Genomic DNA, 18,265 nt, shown 5'->3' with positions numbered 1-18,265 from the left:
AAATTGGAATATTTGTCGTAATGCAAACCATACGAGAAAGGCTTCATCGGACCATCCAGTGAAGCCTTGTGATTCTCGTGTGCAAAATAAAGGAAGAAGAATGCTTTGTATTTAGCAACCGACGTGCCAAAGACTGACAAACAGGTGCAATTATTTTTTAGTCAAATAAATTCAAATATTTGTATTTGTGCCAGAATCGTCTTCCGCAACAGCACCCCCTGAAAACGGTACAATATTTTTTACCCTTTGCGGGCAAAGGTCCATTTTGGGTGTATCGGAGTTCAAGATTTTATACGGTCGGTCCGTCGCGATTGGCCGAAACGACGCTGCGCGCCCCCCTTATGGAGAACGCGCAGAAAAACCGGCTGCGGTGGGGAGACTATGACGATTGCAGGGAAACGGAAAAGCCCTTGTCGCAGAGCTTTTTCACGGACACGGCACCGTCGCGGAGAATCTCCAAACGGCTTGCGCCGAGCATGCGGACCACGGTGGACGGCTTGTCGCCCCTGGGCCACGGCGGATCGAGGTAGGATTCGTCGACCAGCGCCAGCAGTTCGGGATCGAGGTCCTCGGGCAGCGCCACGGGCTCCTGGCCGGAGATATTGGCGCTGGTGGCCACGATGGGCCGCTTCAACCGGCGGGAGAGTTCGGCGGCAAAGGGATGGCCGCTGTATCGGACAGAGGTATACCCTTCCTCGTCACAGAGGAGGTCGGGCAATTCGGGAATGGCCTTGACCAGGATGGACAGGGGGCCGGGCCAGAACGCCTTGGCCAGTTCCAGCAGGGAGGAGGACTTGTTGTCCGTGACCAGCCCCAGCATGTCAATGCTGCCGATGATCAGCGGCAGCGGCATGTCGTCGGGCCGCCCCTTGATGCGGGTCACCCGCTCGCATGCTTCGCGATTCATGGCGTCGCAGCCGACTGCGTACAGCGTCTCCGTCGGATAGACGGCAACGCCGCCCGCATTCATGACCTTGAGAACATTATGCATGGCCACCCCTTTTTTATCTTGAATACCATTCGCGTTTGAGCTGTTCCAATTCCTCGTCGGAAAATGTGGGCGAATCATACATCCCCGCCCGGTCCCGTTGAGTGAATGCCTGATAGAGAATGATGGCCGCAGCCACCGACACATTGAAACTCTGTACCATGCCCTGCATGGGAATGTATATTTCATCTTCAACAAGCTCGGCCAATTCCGGGGAAGTGCCCCGATGCTCGTTGCTTAATATGATCGCTGTGGGCTTGGTGAAGTCGAAATCCATGACCGGTCGGGCGGTCTCGGAAAATCCGGTCCGCAACAGCTGCATGTCCCGGGCCCGCAGGGAATCGACCATGGCCCCGGCGTCCACGTGCAGGGTGCGGTGAATCCACTTTTTTGCCGAGGCGGAACTTTTCTTGCCGAGGTCGGGCCACTGGGACGTCGTATAATAGAGATGGACCCCGGCCACGCCGAAGGCGTCGCAGCTCCTGAGCACAGCAGAGACGTTGTGCGGGTCCCATATGTTGTCCATGACTAGAGTGAGGTCCTTCTGCCGCCTGGCAAGAACCCGATCGATGCGCTCTTTCCGTTTTTCCGTGATCTCGCGTGACATAGCCGGCTTGGTAACGATTCTCCCGGCAATTGGCAAGCCCGTCGGCAACACCAAGGACATGCAAAAATGAAAAAAACGTGCTATCGCAAGGCATGATAATCTTCAATCATCGTATTGACTTTTTTTCCTTTACCATAGGAAAAGAAGAGAAATTGGTACTATTTCCCTAGATACCGACGGAGTGAAGCATGCGCGCATTGATTGTCGAAGACGAATTCCTCAGCCGCAAAGTTTTGCGGTCCTTCCTCATGACCCTGTTCGATGTCGATATCGTCGTCAACGGGCGGGAGGCCGTTGAGGCGTTCAAGCTGAGCCACACGGACGGTAATCCGTACGACCTGATTCTGATGGACATCATGATGCCCGAGGTGGACGGGATCGAGGCATTGCAGAAGATCCGAAAGATCGAAAACGAAAACAACTATCGCCCGAGAGTCAAGGTGATCATGACCACGGCCCTGGACGATCCGCAGACCGTCATTAAGACGTTCTACGACGGCGAGGCCTCCGCCTACATCGTCAAGCCGGTTGCCAAGGACAAGCTTTACGAGGAACTGGAAAAGCTCGGACTTCTGAACAAATAGGAAAGGACCGTCATGAGCGAAGATCCAATGGTCGAGGAGTTCTTCTCCGAGGTCAACGACAAATACTACCCCCAGGTCATGGACGGGCTGGAAATGCTGGAAGGCGACAAACTCGCCGACGGCATCGAAATCCTGGCCCGCCCCCTGCACACCATCAAGGGTGTGACCGGCTTCATGGCGGGATTCGAAGAGGCATCCCATTTCACCCACAAGATCGAGGACTTCCTGAAGAAGGTCCAGTCCGGCGATGTGGATTCGACGTCGGAAAACGTCACCCTGCTCTCGCGCGGGGTGAACATGATCTTCCAGGTCCTTGAGCAGTTGCGCGAAGGGAACCCGGACGAGGAAGAGCAGAACGAGGTCCTGGAACTCATCCGCGCGGCATCGGAGTCCGGCCAGGAAATTTCCGAAATCACCGGCGCGGGCGTGGACGTGGAGACGCGGGACGAGGTGACCATCATCCGCGTCAAGGACCCCCGCGTCCACCTGGACGGCCATTTCAAGCCCATCATCTCGGCCATCCTCTCCGTGGAGCCCGGGGACTCCATCCTCCTGGACCTGGGCCAGGTCCTGACCTTCGGCTCCGGGGCCTGGGCGGCCGTGTCCTCCATGGGCACCACCTTCAAGATCGCCGCCTGCAACATGTCTGCCGAAGCCAGGATGACCCTCTACGCCTGGGGTTTCGACCAGACCATTTCCGTTTACGCCGACGAAGAAACCTATTTCACTACGCAATAAGGGGATATCATGCAGGACAGCATCATACAGTGCATCGAAGACATCGAGACGCAAATTCTCGACGTGGAAGCCACCGGCCAGGGCGCCGGCGAGGCCGTGGATGCACTCGGCTTGTCATGCATGAAACTCTCCTCGGCAAGCGTCATCGCCATCCTGGACATGCTCAAGGACGGCATCACGCCGCCGAGCCGGGAAATCATCACCTCCATGCTCGGCATCTGCGAGGCCCACAAGAAATTCTTCTTCGCCCTGGGCGGCCTTCTGGAAGATAGCGCCGACGCCCTGGCCAAGATCGAAAAGTCCTCCTCCGGCTTTGTCGAGGAGACCGAAGAGAGTGCGGCCAAGGCCTTTGAGGAGCCGCCCGCCGTTGAAGTCGAAATCGAAGAGCAAGGCGAGCAGGACCAGGCCGAAGAAGCCAAAAAGCCGGAAAAGGCCAAGCCCGAGGCCAAGACTGCGGCCTCGGCCATCTCCTCCATCCGCGTGCCCACGGACTCCCTGGACCGGGTCATCGAACTGGTGGGCAAGCTCATGGTCACCTATGCGGTCATCGCCCAGGGCGGCTCCACCAACATGTCCCAGGTGGCTTCCTCCCTGCGTGAACTGGACAACGTCATCAGCAAGCTCCAGATGGAGGTCAACTCCATCCGCCTGGTGCCGCTCAAGCAGATTTTCATGCCCATGCACCGGCTGGTCAAGAGCCTGAGCCAGAAGATCGGCAAGAAGATCGACTTCCAGGTCAATGGCGACGACCTGGCCCTGGACAAGACCATCGTGGAAAGCCTCAACGAGCCCCTGGTCCACCTGCTGCGCAACGCCGTGGACCACGGCCTGGAAGACCCCGACGGGCGCAAGGCCGCAGGCAAGACCGACACCGGCATCGTCACCCTGTCCGCCTGGCGGAAGGGCGACAACGCATACATCCAGGTCAGGGACGACGGCCGCGGGCTGGACCCCGACAGGATTCTCAACAAGGCCATCGAAAAGGGACTGGCCGAGGCGGACGGTGAATACGAAACCGGGGAAATCCTCCAGTTCGTGCTCCAGAGCGGCTTTTCCACGGCGGAGAAGATCACCGACGTGTCCGGTCGCGGCGTGGGCATGGACGCCGTGGTCAACGCCATCAAGGTCACCCTGGACGGCGACGTGCGCATCGAGAGCGAGCTGGGCAAGGGCGCGGCCTTCACCATCGAAATCCCCCTGGACCGCTCGGCCAACGAAGGCATCGTGGAAGCCCTCATCGCCAAGGTGGGCGGCGAGACGTTCATCGTGCCCAGCCGGGACGTGGTGGAAATATACATGCCGCGCCTCAACGACGTGGTCGGGCTGCCGGACGGACGCGAGACCGTGGACGTGCGCGGCGAGATCCACACCCTGCTCAGGCTTGCCGACCTCCTGGACCTGACCCCGCAGGTGGACGACATCGAGATGGCCCAGGCCATCGTCGTGCGCGTGGGCGACTACAAGGGCGCCATCCTGGTGGACGAGGTCCTCAGGCAGCAGCAGGTAGTCATCACGGGCTTCACCGTTCCCGTGGAGGAAATCTTCGACATCCCCATCCTCGGCTACGGCATGATGGGCGAATCCGACGCCCTGGTCATAGACACCGAGGAAATGATCCGCCACTTCCAGGAACGGATCGCCGCACAGGCGCAAACGAGCTTGACATAACGGCCCGACCGGACATAATTTCGCGACTTCAGGTGCTCGACAGCTCAATAGGGAATCCCGTGTGAATCGGGAGCGGACCCGCCGCCGTGACGCCCTGCCGACCGCTTTCAACACGCCACTGGGCATACGCCTGGGAAGGCGAAGGCGCGAGGGGCCAGCCGGAAGACCTGCCTGACAAGCCGCCACCGGGCCAGCCTGCCGGATTCTCGAATCCGCAGCCGCGCATCCGGTCGTTCCAAAGCGGCTTGACGACCATGGTCCTGCCCCGGTGGTACGAGGGCTTACCGCTTGCGGCACTGAAGGGAAAAAACGGCTCCCCTTTTCCGGAATCCGACGGAAAAGGGGGTTTTCATTCCCAGAACACGCCCTCCGAAACGGAGGAAATCATGCATCGTATCGTAGAATCGCTCATCGTCTGCGTTCTCGTTCTCACCCTGGCCGTCCCCGCCTTTGCCGGCCATCACGACCAGGGCCCGGCCAAACAGGCCATCGTCCTGGCCGCCTTCGGCACTTCCTATCCCGAGGCGCTCAAGTCCATCCTGAACATCCGGACCCGGATCGAAAAGGCCCACCCCGGCACGTTGGTCAGGCTCGCCTTCACCTCCGGCATCATCCGGAACATCTGGAAGGAACGCCGCGACGACGCGGCCTGGCAGAAGGCCAACCCCGGCGTGCCCGAAGACGTGCTGTTCGTGAAGAGCCCGCTGGCCACCCTGGCCGACCTGTCCGACGCCGGATACAAGGACGTCACCGTCCAGTCCCTGCACGTCTTCTCCGGCGAGGAGTTCGCGGACCTGAAGAACACCCTGATCGGCCTGCGCTCCATCCGCACGGTCAAGGCCAAATCCCTGCCCTTCACCGCCATGCGGCTGGGCCGCCCGGCGCTGGGCATGCCCGGCGACGCCCACCCCTACACCGAGGACATCGCTGCTGCGGCCCAGGCCCTCAAGGCGGACGTTGACGAGGCCGGGAAGATGGACGCCGCCCTGGTCTACATGGGCCATGGCAACGACTTCTACTCAACGGGCATCTACGCGGAATTCCAACGTGAAATGCAAAACAGGCACGACTACCCCGTGTATGTCGCCTGCGTGGAAGGCTACCCCGCCTTCGACGACATGCTGGCCCTGCTCAAACAAAGCGGCAAGAAGAACGTGCTGCTCAAGCCGTTCATGATCGTGGCCGGCGACCACGCCTCCAACGACATGGCCGGAGACGAGGACGACGCCTGGAAAGTGCTGCTCGCCAAGGAAGGCTTCACGGTCAAGACCGACCTGCGCGGGCTGGGCATGGTGGACGCCTGGGCGGACATCTACGTGCGCCACCTCGACGACGCCCTGGCCCAAACCCACCTCTTGCCGTAAGGAAAACCATGACCGCCGTTTCCCGCACCACCGCCGTCGCCGCCCTGGCCTGCTCCCTGGCAGGAATGGTGGTGCTGGCCGCCGGAATGGGCTTCATCGAAGTCTCGCCCGGCGAAGTGGTCGCCGCCCTGTCGGAGTGGCTGCGGGGAGCGGCGGAAACCGTGGACCCGCTCAAGGCGAGCGTGGTCATCGACGTCCGGCTGCCGCGCATCCTGTGCGCCCTGCTGGTGGGCTTCGGCCTGGCCGTGTCCGGCGCCGTCTTCCAGGGGTTGCTCCTCAACCCCCTGGCCGACCCGTTCACCCTGGGCGTGTCGTCCGGGGCGGCCTTCGGCGCGGCCCTGTCCCTGCTGCTGGGCCTGGCCTTCGCCGGTCCGGCCACCCTGCCGATCATGGCCTTTCTCGGGGCCACGGCCACCCTGGTGGCGGTCATCGCCATGTCCGGGCGCGACGGCGAGCTCAATCCGGCCAATCTCATCCTGGCGGGCGTCATCATCTCAGCCATCCTTTCGGCAGGGCTGAGCTTCATCAAGTACATGGCCGACGAACGGGTATCGGTCATCGTCTTCTGGCTCATGGGCAGTTTCGCGGCCCGCACCTGGACCGACGCCGTACTGGCCGGTTGCGCCGTGCTGCCCGGATTCCTGGCCTGCCTCTACTTCGCCCGCGACCTGAACGTCATGAGCCTGGGCGCACGCTCTGCCCGCAGCCTGGGCGTGGACACGGGAAAGATCCGTCTCTTCCTGCTGGTCACGGCGTCGCTGGTCAGCGCGGTCTGCGTGTCCGTTTCCGGGGTCATCGGATTCGTGGGGTTGATCATCCCCCACCTGATGCGCATGGTGGTCGGGCCGGACAACCGGTGGCTGCTGCCCGCCTCCGGCCTGGGCGGGGGAATCCTCCTGCTGGCGGCGGACACCTGCACCCGCGCCGTCCTGCCCCAGGAGGTGCCCATCGGCGTGCTCACCGCCCTCATCGGCGGCCCGGTGTTCTGCCACATCTTCACCCGCAGCCGCAGGAAACTCCATGGATAGCGGCCACATCAACACCACGTCCCTGCGCTTCGGGTACGGGGAATCGCCGGTCCTGCGCGGCCTGGACCTGGCCTTTGAGCCGGGCCTGCTCCACGGCATCGTCGGCCCGAACGGATGCGGCAAGTCCACCCTGCTCGGGCTTCTCTCCGGCCACCTCGCCCCAAACAGCGGCCAGGCCGCCCTTGACTCCGTTCCCGTCGGGGAGTATCCCGCTTCCCGACTGGCCCGCCGGTTGGCCCTGGTGGAACAGGTCCCTGTCGCCAACTTTCCCTTCACCGTGTTCGAGACCGTACTCATGGGCCGCCACCCGCACATCCCACGGTTCGCCCGCCCCTTGCCGACGGACCTGGAGATGACGGAACGGGCCCTGACGGTCATGGACCTCGGCCATCTGCGCGACCGGGTGCTGGCCGACCTGTCCGGGGGCGAACGGCAACGCGCCGTGGTGGCGCGGGGGCTGGCTCAGGACACCCCGGTCCTGCTCCTGGACGAGCCCACCTCGTCAATGGACATCCGGCACGGGCTGGCGACCATGACCGAGCTCCGACGGCTGGCGCGGGAGCAGGGCAGGAACGTGATCACGGTCCTACACGACCTCAACCTGGCGCTCAGGTTCTGCGACCGGGTGATCATCCTTGCCGACGGGACGGCGCACGCCCAGGGAACCGCTGAAGAGACGCTCACCCCGGCCAACATCGAAGCCATCTTCCGCGTCCGGACAACCGTGCTGGACACCGAAGCCGGACCGGCCATCATCTATTCACAGGAAGCATCGTGAACCGAATTCTCTCCGCCCTTCTTCTCATACTCCTCCTGCCTGCCACCGCCTCGGCCCTGACCATGACCGACGACTCCGGGAGAACCGTCACTTTCGACAAGCCGTTCACCCGCATCATTTCCCTGTACGCGGCGCACAGCGAAAACCTCTTCGAGCTCGGCCTCGACGAGGAAATCGTCGGCGTGTCCCGCCAGGAGGACTATCCCGCGCACGCCATGGAAAAGACCGCCTTCAGCGCCCGCGACGGCGTGGAGCGGTTCCTGGCCGCCGAGCCGGACCTGGTACTCATCCGCCCCATGCTCGACAGGGGGTATCCCGGCCTGTGGCAGGCCCTGGAACGACACGGGATCACCGTGGTCTCCCTGCAACCCAACACCGTGGACGAGATGTACGGGTACTGGCGCGCCCTCGGGCTGCTGACCGGCAGGGAAACGGATGCCGAGGGGATGGTCCGTACCTTCAAGGACAAGCTCTCCTTCTTCGAGGAACGGCTCGCGCACCTGCCGGAGCAGGAACGGCCCAGGGTATTTTTCGAATCCATCCACTCCAAACACGCCACCTTTTCGCCCGGCTCCATGCCCCTGTTCGTCCTGCACTACGCGGGCGGGCGGAACGCGGCGCCCGACGCCAGGCCGAAACGCGACACCAATATTGCCGCCTACGGCCTGGAACGCCTGCTCGACAGGGGCAAGGACATCGATTTCTACCTGGCCCAGTACGGAGCCATGAACCAGGTCTCGGTGGACAAGATCCGCAACGGCCCGGCTGCCTCGCGCATCAAGGCCGTGCTGAACAACACCGTCTTCCTGGTGGACGAGCACCTGGTATCCAGACCGACCATGCGGCTTTTGACGGGCATCGACACCGTATACCGGCTGCTGCACTGGTAGCCTGCGATTGACGCCGCAACCGAAACAGGACACAGTCTGCTCCCCGCAGGAGAGGCAAGGAAATACCATGACGAAGAAAGGCACGCTTTACGGCATCGGGGTCGGCCCCGGCGACCCGGAACTGATCACCCTCAAGGCCATCCGCGCCCTCGGCGAGGTGGACGTGGTCTTTGCCGCCGCCTCCACCAAGAACGACTATTCCACCGCCTACGGAATCGCCCGGCCGCATCTGAAGGAGGGCGCACAGGTCATCCAGCTCGGTTTTCCCATGACCAAGGACCCCGAAGAGCTCGAAAAGGCCTGGCAGGCCAATGCGGCCATCGTGGCCGAGGTGCTCGACCGCGGCGAGGACGCCGCCTTCCTGACCCTGGGCGACCCGCTGACATACTCCACATACGGCTACCTGCAGCGCACCCTGCTCAAGCTCGCCCCGGACACCCGGCTGCGGGCCATACCGGGCATCACCTCCTTCCACGCCGCCGCCGCCAGCATCGGGCTGGTCCTGGCCGAGTCCAAGGAGTCCCTGCTCATCACCTCGGGCGTGTCCGACCCGGACAGGTTGGAAGCACAGCTTGACGTGGCCGACAATGCCGTTATCCTGAAGGCCTACAAGAACTTCGAGGAAATCCGCGACACCCTGACCAGGCTGCGGCTCGCCGACAAGACGGTCCTGGTGTCCCGGCTGGGCATGGAAGGCGAGTCCATCCTGACCGACATCAAGGACGCGCCGGAAAGGCCGCACTACTTTTCCCTGGCCCTGGTCAAGAAGAACGAGGACAAATGAAGACAGCCATCGTCCTGGCCGCATTCGGCTCCCGCCACAAGAACGCCGCAGCGTCCCTCGACCACATCGTCGAGCGGGTGCGCCAAGCCCATCCCGACCTGCCCGTCCGGCTGGCCTATACGTCCAGCATCATCCGCGGGCATATGAAAAAGGCGGGCGAAGAAGTGGAATCCGTGGCCGAGGCCCTGGACGCGCTGCTCGATGACGGCGTCACCCACGTGGCCATCCAGTCCCTGCACCTGATCCCGGGCAACGAGTTCCACGAACTGCTCGGCCTGGCCAGCGAGATGATGCTCAAGGAAGGCGGGTTCAACCGCGTGGAGATCGGCTTTCCCCTGGTGGCGGACGAGAAACACCTCACGCGGGTGGCCGAGGCCATCCTGTCCATCGCCGAGGAGGGCAAGGGAGAGAACGACGCCGTGCTCTTCATGGGCCACGGCACGCGCCATGACAACTCCGTATACTACGAAGCCCTGCACCGCTTCTTCCAGGAGCGCGACCGGACCGTGCACATGGGCGTCATGGAACACCAGAAGGAAGCGTCCATCGACGTCTTCATCGAGCGGTTCAAGGCCGACGGGGTGAAGAAGGCATACCTCATCCCCTTCCTGTTCGGCGCGGGCTGGCACGTGGCCCGGGACATGATCGGCGACGGCGAGACCAGCTGGAAGACCCGGCTTGAACAGGCCGGAATCCGATGCGAACCCGTGCTCAAAGGGGCCGGTGAATACGACCGGCTGGTGAACATCTGGCTCGAACACCTGGACGACGCCCTCAAGCGGCTGACCCGGTGTTGACGGGGGGAGGCCCCTGACCCCTATCCCCTCTTTTCCTAAACTTTTTATAGGCGCATTCGCGCGGGTGACGGTTGAGGGAGGGGGTGCCGCTTCGCCGTTGGTCGGCGGGGGAAATGGGGGACGAATCCGCACGCCGGGCACGGGCTGCGTGACGCACAGGAAAAGCGGACCGTATTGCCAACCCCGACACCCATGGGCTAGTCTGCGACATCGACGGAGAACACCTTGAGCATACTCATTCACACCCACGACGGCGGCCGGTTCGCCCTGGAACCCCATGCGGGCGACTCCCTGGCCCGGACCATCTTTCTCTCCCGTCTGTGGCACGGGGTGCCGCTCTGCTCGGGGCTGGGCAAATGCGGCCTGTGCCGCGTGCGCTACCTCTCCGACGCGCCCGAGGCCAACTCCGACGAGCTGCGCAAGCTGGGCGCACAGGCCGTGGACGACGGCTGGCGGCTCTCCTGCCTGCACCCGTCGCAACCGTGCGAAATCGAACTGCCCGAACCGCGCCGCTCCCGGCGGGCCGTGCGCACCCTCAAGCAGGGTTCGGGCGACTTCAAGCTGGCCGTGGACCTCGGCACCACCTCCATCCACTGGACCGCGCTGGTCAACGACGAGCCCGTGGCCACGGGCAGCGAGCTCAATCCCCAGACCGGGTTGGGCTCCGAGGTCATGTCCCGACTGGCCGCAGCGGCCACGGCGGAGGGACGGTTCGTGCTCCGCGCCCTGATCACCGACCGGATCACCGACCTGGCGCGGCTGGCGGCCCGCAACCTCGGCGGGCAGTGCATCGGCCTGGCCGTGTCCGGCAACCCGGCCATGACCTACATCCTGCTGGGCAGGAAGCCGGACGACCTGGCCACCGCCCCCTACACACTTTCCTACACCGGTGGCGACGAGAAAATGCTGGGCGCGGGACTGCCCCCGGCCTACATCCCGCCGCTGCTCGCCCCGTTCGTGGGCGCGGACCTGTCCGCCGGACTGACCGCCGTCGAATACGACGCCGCTCCCCGCTACCCCCTGCTGCTGGCCGACCTCGGCACCAACGGCGAATTCATCCTGTCCGTTGCCCCGGACAAGCGGTTCTGCGCCAGCGTGCCCATGGGCCCGGCCCTGGAAGGCGTGGGCCTCTCCTTCGGGCGAACCGCCGGACCGGGGGCCATCACCGGCTTCACCCTGACGCCCAAGGGACTGGAAGCAACCTATTTCGACGGACTGCAGGGCGAGCCCGGCATGACCGGCACAGGCTATCTGTCGCTGGTGGCCATCCTGCTCAGACAGGGCGTGCTCACCGAGTCCGGCCAGTTCGGGCAGGGGACCACGCCCCTGGCAGCCAAGCTGGCCCAGCGGGTGACGACCATCAACGGCGAGCCCGCCTTCACCATCACGGACGACCTCTTCCTGCCCGCCTCGGACGTGGAGGAAATCCTCAAGGTGAAGGCCGCCTTCAACCTGGCCATGTCCGCCCTGCTCAAGGAAGCGGGCCTCGACCCGGCCGGTCTGGCGGCCATCCATATCGCCGGAGCCCTGGGCGAGCACGTGGGCCTCGACGACCTGGAGACCCTCGGCTTCCTGCCCGCCGGTTGTTCGGCCAAGGCGGTCAAGGCGGGCAACACCTCCCTCAAAGGGACCGAGCTGCTGCTCACCGACCCCGAAGCCCGGCATTTCGCCGAGTCCATCCCCGCCACCCTGACCCGGCTGGAGCTGGCCGGGGACGATTCCTTCGGCAGCGAATACGTGCGCCGTATGAGGTTTACCCATGTCGATTGACAATTTGTTCCCACCCATCACCGAAGAAAACGCGGCGGAGCTCGAACGGTTCGGCAAACTGCTGAAAAGGACCTGGCCGCTCAAAAGCAAACACCGGGAGCACCTCAAGTACGACATCCGGGACATGTCGCGCGGCCTGACCGTTGACCGGTCCAAGCGGCGCAAGGAGTACATGACCGACGACAAGTACCTGTCGCCCTACCTCCACTATTTCCTGCCCTGGAACCTGTACCGCATGTCCCGGCTCTTCACCGGACTGGAGCTGGACATCCCCGAGAACGGCCAGGTGGCGGACATCGGCACCGGCCCGCTCACGGCAGTCATCGCCCTGTGGATGGCCCGGCCCCACCTGCGCGGCCGCAAGCTCAACTTCACCTGCCTCGACCTGGCCCCCAAATCCATGCAGGTCGGGCTCAAGCTTTTCCAGGCCATGGCCGGGGAGGATTCCCCCTGGCGCATCAAGACGGTCAAGGCGGGCTTCCTGGACCATCTGCGCACCAAGCCCGACCTGCTCATCGCGGCCAACACCTTCAACGAGCTGGACTGGTCAGGCCGCACCGCCCGCCCCCAGGCCGAAGGGATCGCCAAGCACTTCGCCGCCTCGGTGTCGGACACGGGCCGCGTCCTGGTCATCGAGACCGGCGTGCGGCTCACCGGACGCATCATCGCCGAGCTGCGCTCCTCGCTGCTGGCAAACGGGTTCAGCCCCATCGCCCCCTGCCCCCACGACGGGGATTGCCCCATGCCCGCCCTGGGCCAGGGCACGTCCTGGTGCCACTTCAACTTCTCCGTCAAGGACGTGCCCGCCTGGCTGGAGGCCATGTCCAAGGACGCCCGTCTTGAAAAGGACAACGTGACCCTGAATTTCCTCTATCTCTCCCGCAAGGGCGGAACCAACTGGGGCGCTGTCCGGGCCATCTCCGAACCCTTCAAGCTGCACGGCAACAGGGGCCAGTACGCCTGCTCCGACCGGGGGCTGACGCTCATCGACTACGCACCCGGCACACGCCCGCTCCAGCCGGGCCAGTCCTTTGCGCCCAACTGGCCGGAAAGGCCCAAGACCGACCTCAAGTCCAAGGCCCTCATCCTGCCCTACAAACAGAAACCCGACACGAAATGAAGATCATCGACCTCGGGCTGATCGGCTACAAGGAAGCCGAGGCCCTGCAACTGGAAACGCTCGCGGCGGTCACCGCCGGTGAACGGGAGAACACCGTGTTCCTGCTGGAACACCCCAAGGTCATCACCCTGGGCCGCCAGGGCGGGGCCGAGAACCTGCACATGGACCCCAAGCTCCTGGCCGAGCACGGCATCGAGCTGGCCCAGACCACGCGCGGCGGCAACATCACCTGCCACTTCCCCGGCCAGCTGGTGGCCTACCCCATCTGGCGGGTGGAGAAACGGCCCGGCGGCATGCGCCGATTCTTCCACGACATGGAAGAGGCGGTCATCCGAACCTGCGCCCGCTTCGGCGTGGCAACCATCCGCAGGCCCGGTCATCCCGGAGTGTGGGTGGACGAAACACGGAAAATATGCTCAATGGGCATCGGCGTTAAGCGCTGGGTCACCTACCACGGGCTGGCCCTGAACGTGGGCCGCGACCTGAGCCTGTTCAACGCCATCACCCTGTGCGGCATCCAGGGCGCGGTCCCCACCTCCATCGAGGGGGAGACCGGGCGCGACATCGACATGAAGGACGTCAAGAATGTCTTTGAAGAAGAATTCAGAAAAGCCTTTGCGGATTCCGCCCTGGCTTAGGATCAAGCTGCCCGAGGGGCGAAATTTCTCCAACACCTCCGGGCTGATAGGCGACCTCAACCTGAACACGGTCTGCCAGTCCGCCAAGTGTCCCAACAAATGGGAATGCTTTTCCAAGAACGTGGCCACGTTCCTGATCATGGGCAACATCTGCACGCGCAACTGCGCCTTCTGCAACATCGCCTCCGGGGACCTGGAACCCCTCGACCCCACCGAACCGGCCCGCGTGGCCGAAGCCGCGAGGCGGCTGGAACTCAGGCACGTGGTCATCACCTCGGTCACCCGCGACGACCTCCCCGATGGCGGGTCCGGACACTTCGCGGCCACCATCAACGCCGTGCGCGCCGCCATGCCCGGCTGCACCATCGAGGTGCTCACCCCGGATTTCCGGGGCGATGAAGCCGCGCTCAAGACGGTGCTCGGTGCCCGCCCCAACGTGCTCAACCACAACCTGGAGACCGTGCCCCACCTGTACGAGGCGGTCCGCCCCCAGGCAGACTACGAGCAGTCGCTGCATTTCCTGAAACGGGCCAAGGAACTGGCTCCGGACATCCCGACCAAGTCGGGCATCATGGTCGGGCTGGGCGAAAACGACGATCAGATCATGAAGGTCCTCGACGACCTGGCCGAAATCAAGTGCGACATCGTGACCATCGGCCAGTACATGCAGCCCAGCCGCCTCCATCCGCTGGTCAAGCGCTACGTGGAGCCCGGGACGTTCGACCGCTACGCCGAGGAAGGGAAAAACCGGGGCATCCGCCACATGTTCTGCGCGCCCCTGGTCCGGTCGAGCTACAACGCGGCTGAATTCGTCTAGGCCCCCTTCGGGGAGACCAGGGCGCTGCCCTGGACCCGCTTAAGGCCGAGGGCCTTAAGAATCCCACGTCGCCTTCGGCGAGAGGCGCGCTGACGCCGTTTGGCGCCCGTCGTCCCCTGGGCCGGTTTGCGATTTGGACAAGAAAAACGAGAAACGCCGTATCATGCTCAAACATGGTGCGGCGTTTTTTCTTGTCCAAATCGCGGAAAGTTTATCTTGAAATCATTCGATCCCCCAAAACCCCATTTCTTTTCCACACCCCTTTTCAATCTACCTGACAGACAAAGACAAGACGCACCTGACCTCAACCACAACCCGCACGAATGCGCATACAAGAAGTTTAGGAAAAGATGGGGACGGGGGGCCGGAGGCCCACTCACCTCACCGGTTGCCCGGCCACGAACACCGCTTCCACTTTGATGGAGCCGATATCCTCGAGCGCGACATGTGTCGGGTCGTCGGCCAGGACCGCGAAGTCCGCTATCTTGCCCGGCTCGATGGAGCCGCGCTCCCTCTCCTCGAAGCCCGCATAGGCGGCGTCGATGGTGAACAGGCGCAACGCCTCCACGACCGTCAGCCGCTCGGTTTCCACCGGGTGCATCACAGCGGCCTGCACCCCTTCCAGCGGCGCATAGGGCGTGATGGGGCAGTCCGAGCCGCCGCACATCTTCACTCCGGCGTCGAGAAACGCCCGGTACGGCTGGATGCGGCGCACCCGTTCAGGTCCGAGCCGCCGCTCGTAATCTTCCATGTTGCTCATGAGATAGGGAAAGAAGGCCGGTTGCACGGCGGCGATGATCCCGGCCCGCGCCATGCGATGCAACTGGTCGTCGGTGGGCACCTCGCAGTGCTCGATGCGGTGGCGATGGTCGTCGCGGGGGTGTGCGGCCAGGGCCTTTTCCATGGCCGACAGCACCTGCTCGATGGCCCGGTCCGCCTCGCAATGGATGGTGGCCTGCAAGCCCGCCTTGTGGGCCTGCAGGATGAAGTCGTCCATCCGCTCCTGGGTGAAATTCAGCGTGCCGCAGTTGCCGGGCTGGTTGGCGTACGGCTCCAGAAAGGCGGCGGTGTAGGCGCTGATGGCCCCGTCCGCGCAAATGCAGCCGCCGATGCGCGGCAGCCCCAGCTCCAGGGTCTCCTCGATGTCCATGACCTGATTCCAGACGATGGCGTGCAGGGGCAGCTCGTCCTGGTGCTCCACCACCACCCGGGTGTCTCCGGGGCCGAACTCGCCGCCCTCGAGACAGTGCAGCGTGGTGACGCCTTTTTTCATGGCCGCCCGGCACGCCTCCTTGAACCGGGCCAGCTTGACCTCGGTGGGGGTCAGGGCGCTGACCTTGGGAACGACGTGCGACAGGATGCCGGGGTCGCGGACAACGCCGGTGGGCCCGTCGCCGTCCATGTCCATGCCCGGCAGCCCTGCGGGCAGATCGAGCAGGGCAAGGGCCCGGCTGTTCAGGGCACAGAGGTGCCATGACGAATGCACGATCATCAACGGGCGGTCCGGACAGGCCGCGTCCATTCCCCTGCGGTGGGGCAGCCTGATCTCCCGCAGGTTCAGCTCGTTGAAGGAAAAGCCGAAGAGCCACTGCCCCTCGGGCACGTCCGGGGCGGCCACGGCCACCTTCTCCATGATGGACTCCAGGGACGTGTCCTCGGAAAAGTCGAGGCCGTGCAGCACCTGCCCGGTGAGGCCGAGGTGCTGGTGGGTATCGATGAAACCCGGCAGGAGCGTGCTGCCATTCATGTCGCGGACGGGCCAACCGGCTTCAACCAGGGAAGCCATGTCGGTTTCGGAACCCACCCGGAGGATGCGCCCGTTTTCCACGGCCACGGAGGCAAAGCGGGTGTCCGCCTCGTCCATGGCGATGCCGTTGACGTTGGTCAGGATGAAATGATCGTGCATTGTATTGAAAGAGAATGAGGTGGTTAGAATATCCAGTCGCGAATCCGCAGGTCGATCTTGGGGATGCCCCGAAACCGGTCGATCTTGGGGGTGAAGGCAAAACGCATGGTCCGCCCGTAAGCCTCGCGGGTCAGGGTCTTGGCCGACCGCCACGCCTTGCCGGACAGCCGCGTCCCGGTCTCCGGGTCCTCCAGCACGATCTTCACGTGCTCGCGCTCCCTGCCGAAGGTGGCGTATTCCACCACCTTGACCGGCTTGGTGGCGAACACGGGTTCCGGGTTCCCCATGCCGTAAGGCTGCAACAATTCCAGCTCCTTGAGCAGGGTGTTGTTGATGTTGGCGAAACCCAGCTCGTGGTCGAGCTTGAGGGTGGGCGTGAGGGGCTCCGGTCCCAGGGTCTCGACCACGTGGTCATGAAACCGGCGGCGCAGGGCTTCGAGGTTGTCCGGCGACACGGTCAGCCCGGCCGCCTGTTTGTGCCCGCCGAAGCCTTCAAGCAAGTCTCCCACGGCCTGCAACCCCTCATAGAGGTTGAACTCGGAGATGGACCTGCCCGACCCCTTGAGCAGCCCCCCGGACGCTTCCGGGGCGCAGAGCAGGAGCGTGGGCCGATAGAACCTCTCCACCACCCGGGAGGCCACGATGCCGATGATGCCGGGGTGCCAGTGATCGCCGTAGAGCACCAGCCCGGCCCTTTGCCGCATGGACTCGGCCTGCTGCATCGCCTCGTCCGCAATCTCCTGCTCCTGGCGGCGACGCTCCAGGTTGATGGCATTGAGCTCCTCGGCAATGGGCATGGCCGTATCGAAATCCTTGGCCAGCAACAGATTGAGCGCCTTTTCCGGGTCGCCCATGCGCCCGGCTGCGTTGATGCGCGGGGCGATATTGAAGCCGATCTGCCCGGCCCCCAATTCCGCCTGGCGCTCGTAATCGCTGACCACCTTGAGGGCGGCCATGCCCGGTCGCCGTGCGTCCTTGATGAGCAGGAGCCCGTTCTTGACCAAAATGCGGTTCTGACCGGTCAGGCTGACCACGTCGGCGATGGTGCCCAGGGCCACCAGATCGAGCAGGGGCCGCCAATCCACGGGCTCGCCGGGCAGCAGCGGGTTCAGCGCGGCCATGAGCAGCAGGGCCACGCCCACCCCGGCCAGGTCGGCGTAGGGGCCCTCCTCGCCGAGACGCGGATCGCAGACCGCGTCGGCGTCCGGCAGCGTCTCGCCGGGCAGGTGATGGTCCGAGACCACCACGATCATGCCCAGTTCGCGGGCGCGGGCCACGGCTTCCATGTCCGAGATGCCGCAGTCCACGGTGAGCAGCATGTTCACGCCCTCGGAATGGAGCTTTTCGATATGCGGGACGTTGAGGCCGTACCCCTCCTCCATGCGATTGGGCAGATGGTGACGGACGTCCATGCCGTGCAGGGCGAAGAACTCCTTGACCAGGGCCGTGGCCGTGATGCCGTCCACGTCGTAGTCGCCCCAGACGCACAGGGTGCGTCCCTCGGCCAGCCCCCGGGCCAGGGTCTCGGCGCCGTCGGTCAGGCCGGGAATCTCGGACGGCGGGGCCATATGGCGCAGCAGCGGGCTCAGGAAGCGGTCCATCTCCTCCGCGCCGGACAGGCCTCGGTTGGCGAGGATCTCCACAATCAGTTCGGATACTTCCAGTTCATCCGCCAGTCGGGCGGCGTCAGGGGGCGCGGTCTTTTCGCCGCGAGGTTTCCAGATGCAGGGCAATGTGATTCCGGTAGGTTGGCAGGCTGTTGTAAAACGGCGGTCCCAGGCGTTGCTG

General features: G+C 64.0%; 17 protein-coding genes and 1 riboswitch. Of the genes, 13 read left to right on the top strand and 4 right to left on the bottom strand.

The genetic code is table 11. From position 1 onward, the window contains the following. Positions 1-379: 379 nt before the first annotated feature. Positions 380-991 (bottom strand): L-threonylcarbamoyladenylate synthase, encoded by a 612-nt coding sequence (locus OO730_RS14285; RefSeq protein ID WP_264982151.1) that lies wholly within the window; start codon positions 989-991, stop codon positions 380-382. Between the two features lie 13 nt (positions 992-1,004). Continuing rightward, positions 1,005-1,595 carry a TrmH family RNA methyltransferase gene (locus tag OO730_RS14280; protein WP_264982150.1) on the bottom strand — a complete coding sequence of 197 codons (591 nt, stop codon included), beginning with the start codon at positions 1,593-1,595 and terminating at the stop codon, positions 1,005-1,007. Between the two features lie 188 nt (positions 1,596-1,783). Here OO730_RS14280 and OO730_RS14275 point away from each other — a divergent pair, with 188 nt between their 5' ends. The 13 genes from OO730_RS14275 to lipA all read left to right on the top strand — a co-directional run bounded on the left by OO730_RS14275 (position 1,784) and on the right by lipA (position 14,571). Next, entirely contained in the window at positions 1,784-2,179 is a 396-nt protein-coding gene (locus OO730_RS14275) for a response regulator (protein WP_264982149.1), read from the top strand. Between the two features lie 12 nt (positions 2,180-2,191). After that, positions 2,192-2,917: an Hpt domain-containing protein gene (locus OO730_RS14270; RefSeq protein WP_264982148.1), complete on the top strand. Its 726-nt coding sequence runs from the start codon at positions 2,192-2,194 to the stop codon at positions 2,915-2,917. Between the two features lie 9 nt (positions 2,918-2,926). Beyond that, the gene (locus OO730_RS14265; RefSeq protein ID WP_264982147.1) at positions 2,927-4,585 is read left to right on the top strand and encodes a chemotaxis protein CheA; all 1,659 of its coding nucleotides are present in this window, start codon (positions 2,927-2,929) and stop codon (positions 4,583-4,585) included. Between the two features lie 13 nt (positions 4,586-4,598). Beyond that, positions 4,599-4,774: riboswitch (cobalamin riboswitch) on the top strand. A 197-nt stretch (positions 4,775-4,971) separates the two neighbouring features. Continuing rightward, positions 4,972-5,949, top strand: a complete 978-nt coding sequence (locus tag OO730_RS14260; RefSeq protein WP_264982146.1) for a sirohydrochlorin cobaltochelatase — start codon at positions 4,972-4,974, stop codon at positions 5,947-5,949. Positions 5,950-5,957: 8 nt separating this feature from the next. Next, positions 5,958-6,977 carry a FecCD family ABC transporter permease gene (locus OO730_RS14255; RefSeq protein WP_264982145.1) on the top strand — a complete coding sequence of 340 codons (1,020 nt, stop codon included), beginning with the start codon at positions 5,958-5,960 and terminating at the stop codon, positions 6,975-6,977. After that, the gene (locus OO730_RS14250) at positions 6,970-7,755 is read left to right on the top strand and encodes an ABC transporter ATP-binding protein (RefSeq protein WP_264982144.1); all 786 of its coding nucleotides are present in this window, start codon (positions 6,970-6,972) and stop codon (positions 7,753-7,755) included. Before OO730_RS14255 ends, OO730_RS14250 begins: the two co-directional genes overlap by 8 nt. Continuing rightward, positions 7,752-8,645: an ABC transporter substrate-binding protein gene (locus tag OO730_RS14245; RefSeq protein WP_264982143.1), complete on the top strand. Its 894-nt coding sequence runs from the start codon at positions 7,752-7,754 to the stop codon at positions 8,643-8,645. The genes OO730_RS14250 and OO730_RS14245 overlap by 4 nt, the downstream gene beginning before the upstream one ends. A gap of 67 nt (positions 8,646-8,712) precedes the next feature. Next, positions 8,713-9,429, top strand: coding sequence for a precorrin-2 C(20)-methyltransferase (cobI, locus tag OO730_RS14240; RefSeq protein ID WP_264982142.1), 717 nt, complete (start codon positions 8,713-8,715; stop codon positions 9,427-9,429). After that, positions 9,426-10,226 carry a sirohydrochlorin cobaltochelatase gene (locus tag OO730_RS14235; RefSeq protein WP_264982141.1) on the top strand — a complete coding sequence of 267 codons (801 nt, stop codon included), beginning with the start codon at positions 9,426-9,428 and terminating at the stop codon, positions 10,224-10,226. Before cobI ends, OO730_RS14235 begins: the two co-directional genes overlap by 4 nt. Positions 10,227-10,451: 225 nt before the next feature. Then, positions 10,452-11,996, top strand: a complete 1,545-nt coding sequence (locus OO730_RS14230) for an ASKHA domain-containing protein (protein WP_264982140.1) — start codon at positions 10,452-10,454, stop codon at positions 11,994-11,996. Further along, complete coding sequence (locus OO730_RS14225; RefSeq protein ID WP_264982139.1) at positions 11,986-13,116, top strand: small ribosomal subunit Rsm22 family protein; 1,131 nt, start codon at positions 11,986-11,988, stop codon at positions 13,114-13,116. The genes OO730_RS14230 and OO730_RS14225 overlap by 11 nt, the downstream gene beginning before the upstream one ends. Then, complete coding sequence (gene lipB / locus OO730_RS14220) at positions 13,113-13,754, top strand: lipoyl(octanoyl) transferase LipB (protein ID WP_264982138.1); 642 nt, start codon at positions 13,113-13,115, stop codon at positions 13,752-13,754. The genes OO730_RS14225 and lipB overlap by 4 nt, the downstream gene beginning before the upstream one ends. Continuing rightward, on the top strand, positions 13,702-14,571 hold the full coding sequence (gene lipA, locus OO730_RS14215) for a lipoyl synthase (protein ID WP_264982137.1): 870 nt from the start codon (positions 13,702-13,704) through the stop codon (positions 14,569-14,571). The genes lipB and lipA overlap by 53 nt, the downstream gene beginning before the upstream one ends. A 376-nt stretch (positions 14,572-14,947) precedes the next feature. Here the strand turns inward: lipA and OO730_RS14210 are convergent, their stop codons facing one another. Next, complete coding sequence (locus OO730_RS14210; protein WP_264982136.1) at positions 14,948-16,477, bottom strand: amidohydrolase; 1,530 nt, start codon at positions 16,475-16,477, stop codon at positions 14,948-14,950. Positions 16,478-16,500: 23 nt separating this feature from the next. Next, the gene (gene recJ, locus OO730_RS14205) at positions 16,501-18,210 is read right to left on the bottom strand and encodes a single-stranded-DNA-specific exonuclease RecJ (RefSeq protein WP_264982135.1); all 1,710 of its coding nucleotides are present in this window, start codon (positions 18,208-18,210) and stop codon (positions 16,501-16,503) included. Positions 18,211-18,265: the final 55 nt, after the last annotated feature.

Source organism: Pseudodesulfovibrio portus, assembly GCF_026000375.1.
Taxonomy (GTDB): Bacteria; Desulfobacterota; Desulfovibrionia; order Desulfovibrionales; family Desulfovibrionaceae; genus Pseudodesulfovibrio; species Pseudodesulfovibrio portus.
This window is presented reverse-complemented; position numbering and strand designations above follow the sequence as displayed.

Excerpts from the sequence above, each read along its gene's own strand:
- OO730_RS14285 (WP_264982151.1), bottom strand. The coding sequence starts at position 991 with ATGCATAATGTTCTCAAGGTCATGAATGCGGGCGGCGTTGCCGTCTAT.
- OO730_RS14280 (WP_264982150.1), bottom strand. The coding sequence starts at position 1,595 with ATGTCACGCGAGATCACGGAAAAACGGAAAGAGCGCATCGATCGGGTT.
- OO730_RS14275 (WP_264982149.1), top strand. The coding sequence starts at position 1,784 with ATGCGCGCATTGATTGTCGAAGACGAATTCCTCAGCCGCAAAGTTTTG.
- OO730_RS14270 (WP_264982148.1), top strand. The coding sequence starts at position 2,192 with ATGAGCGAAGATCCAATGGTCGAGGAGTTCTTCTCCGAGGTCAACGAC.
- OO730_RS14265 (WP_264982147.1), top strand. The coding sequence starts at position 2,927 with ATGCAGGACAGCATCATACAGTGCATCGAAGACATCGAGACGCAAATT.
- OO730_RS14260 (WP_264982146.1), top strand. The coding sequence starts at position 4,972 with ATGCATCGTATCGTAGAATCGCTCATCGTCTGCGTTCTCGTTCTCACC.
- OO730_RS14255 (WP_264982145.1), top strand. The coding sequence starts at position 5,958 with ATGACCGCCGTTTCCCGCACCACCGCCGTCGCCGCCCTGGCCTGCTCC.
- OO730_RS14250 (WP_264982144.1), top strand. The coding sequence starts at position 6,970 with ATGGATAGCGGCCACATCAACACCACGTCCCTGCGCTTCGGGTACGGG.
- cobI (WP_264982142.1), top strand. The coding sequence starts at position 8,713 with ATGACGAAGAAAGGCACGCTTTACGGCATCGGGGTCGGCCCCGGCGAC.
- OO730_RS14235 (WP_264982141.1), top strand. The coding sequence starts at position 9,426 with ATGAAGACAGCCATCGTCCTGGCCGCATTCGGCTCCCGCCACAAGAAC.
- OO730_RS14225 (WP_264982139.1), top strand. The coding sequence starts at position 11,986 with ATGTCGATTGACAATTTGTTCCCACCCATCACCGAAGAAAACGCGGCG.
- lipB (WP_264982138.1), top strand. The coding sequence starts at position 13,113 with ATGAAGATCATCGACCTCGGGCTGATCGGCTACAAGGAAGCCGAGGCC.
- lipA (WP_264982137.1), top strand. The coding sequence starts at position 13,702 with ATGTCTTTGAAGAAGAATTCAGAAAAGCCTTTGCGGATTCCGCCCTGG.
- OO730_RS14210 (WP_264982136.1), bottom strand. The coding sequence starts at position 16,477 with ATGCACGATCATTTCATCCTGACCAACGTCAACGGCATCGCCATGGAC.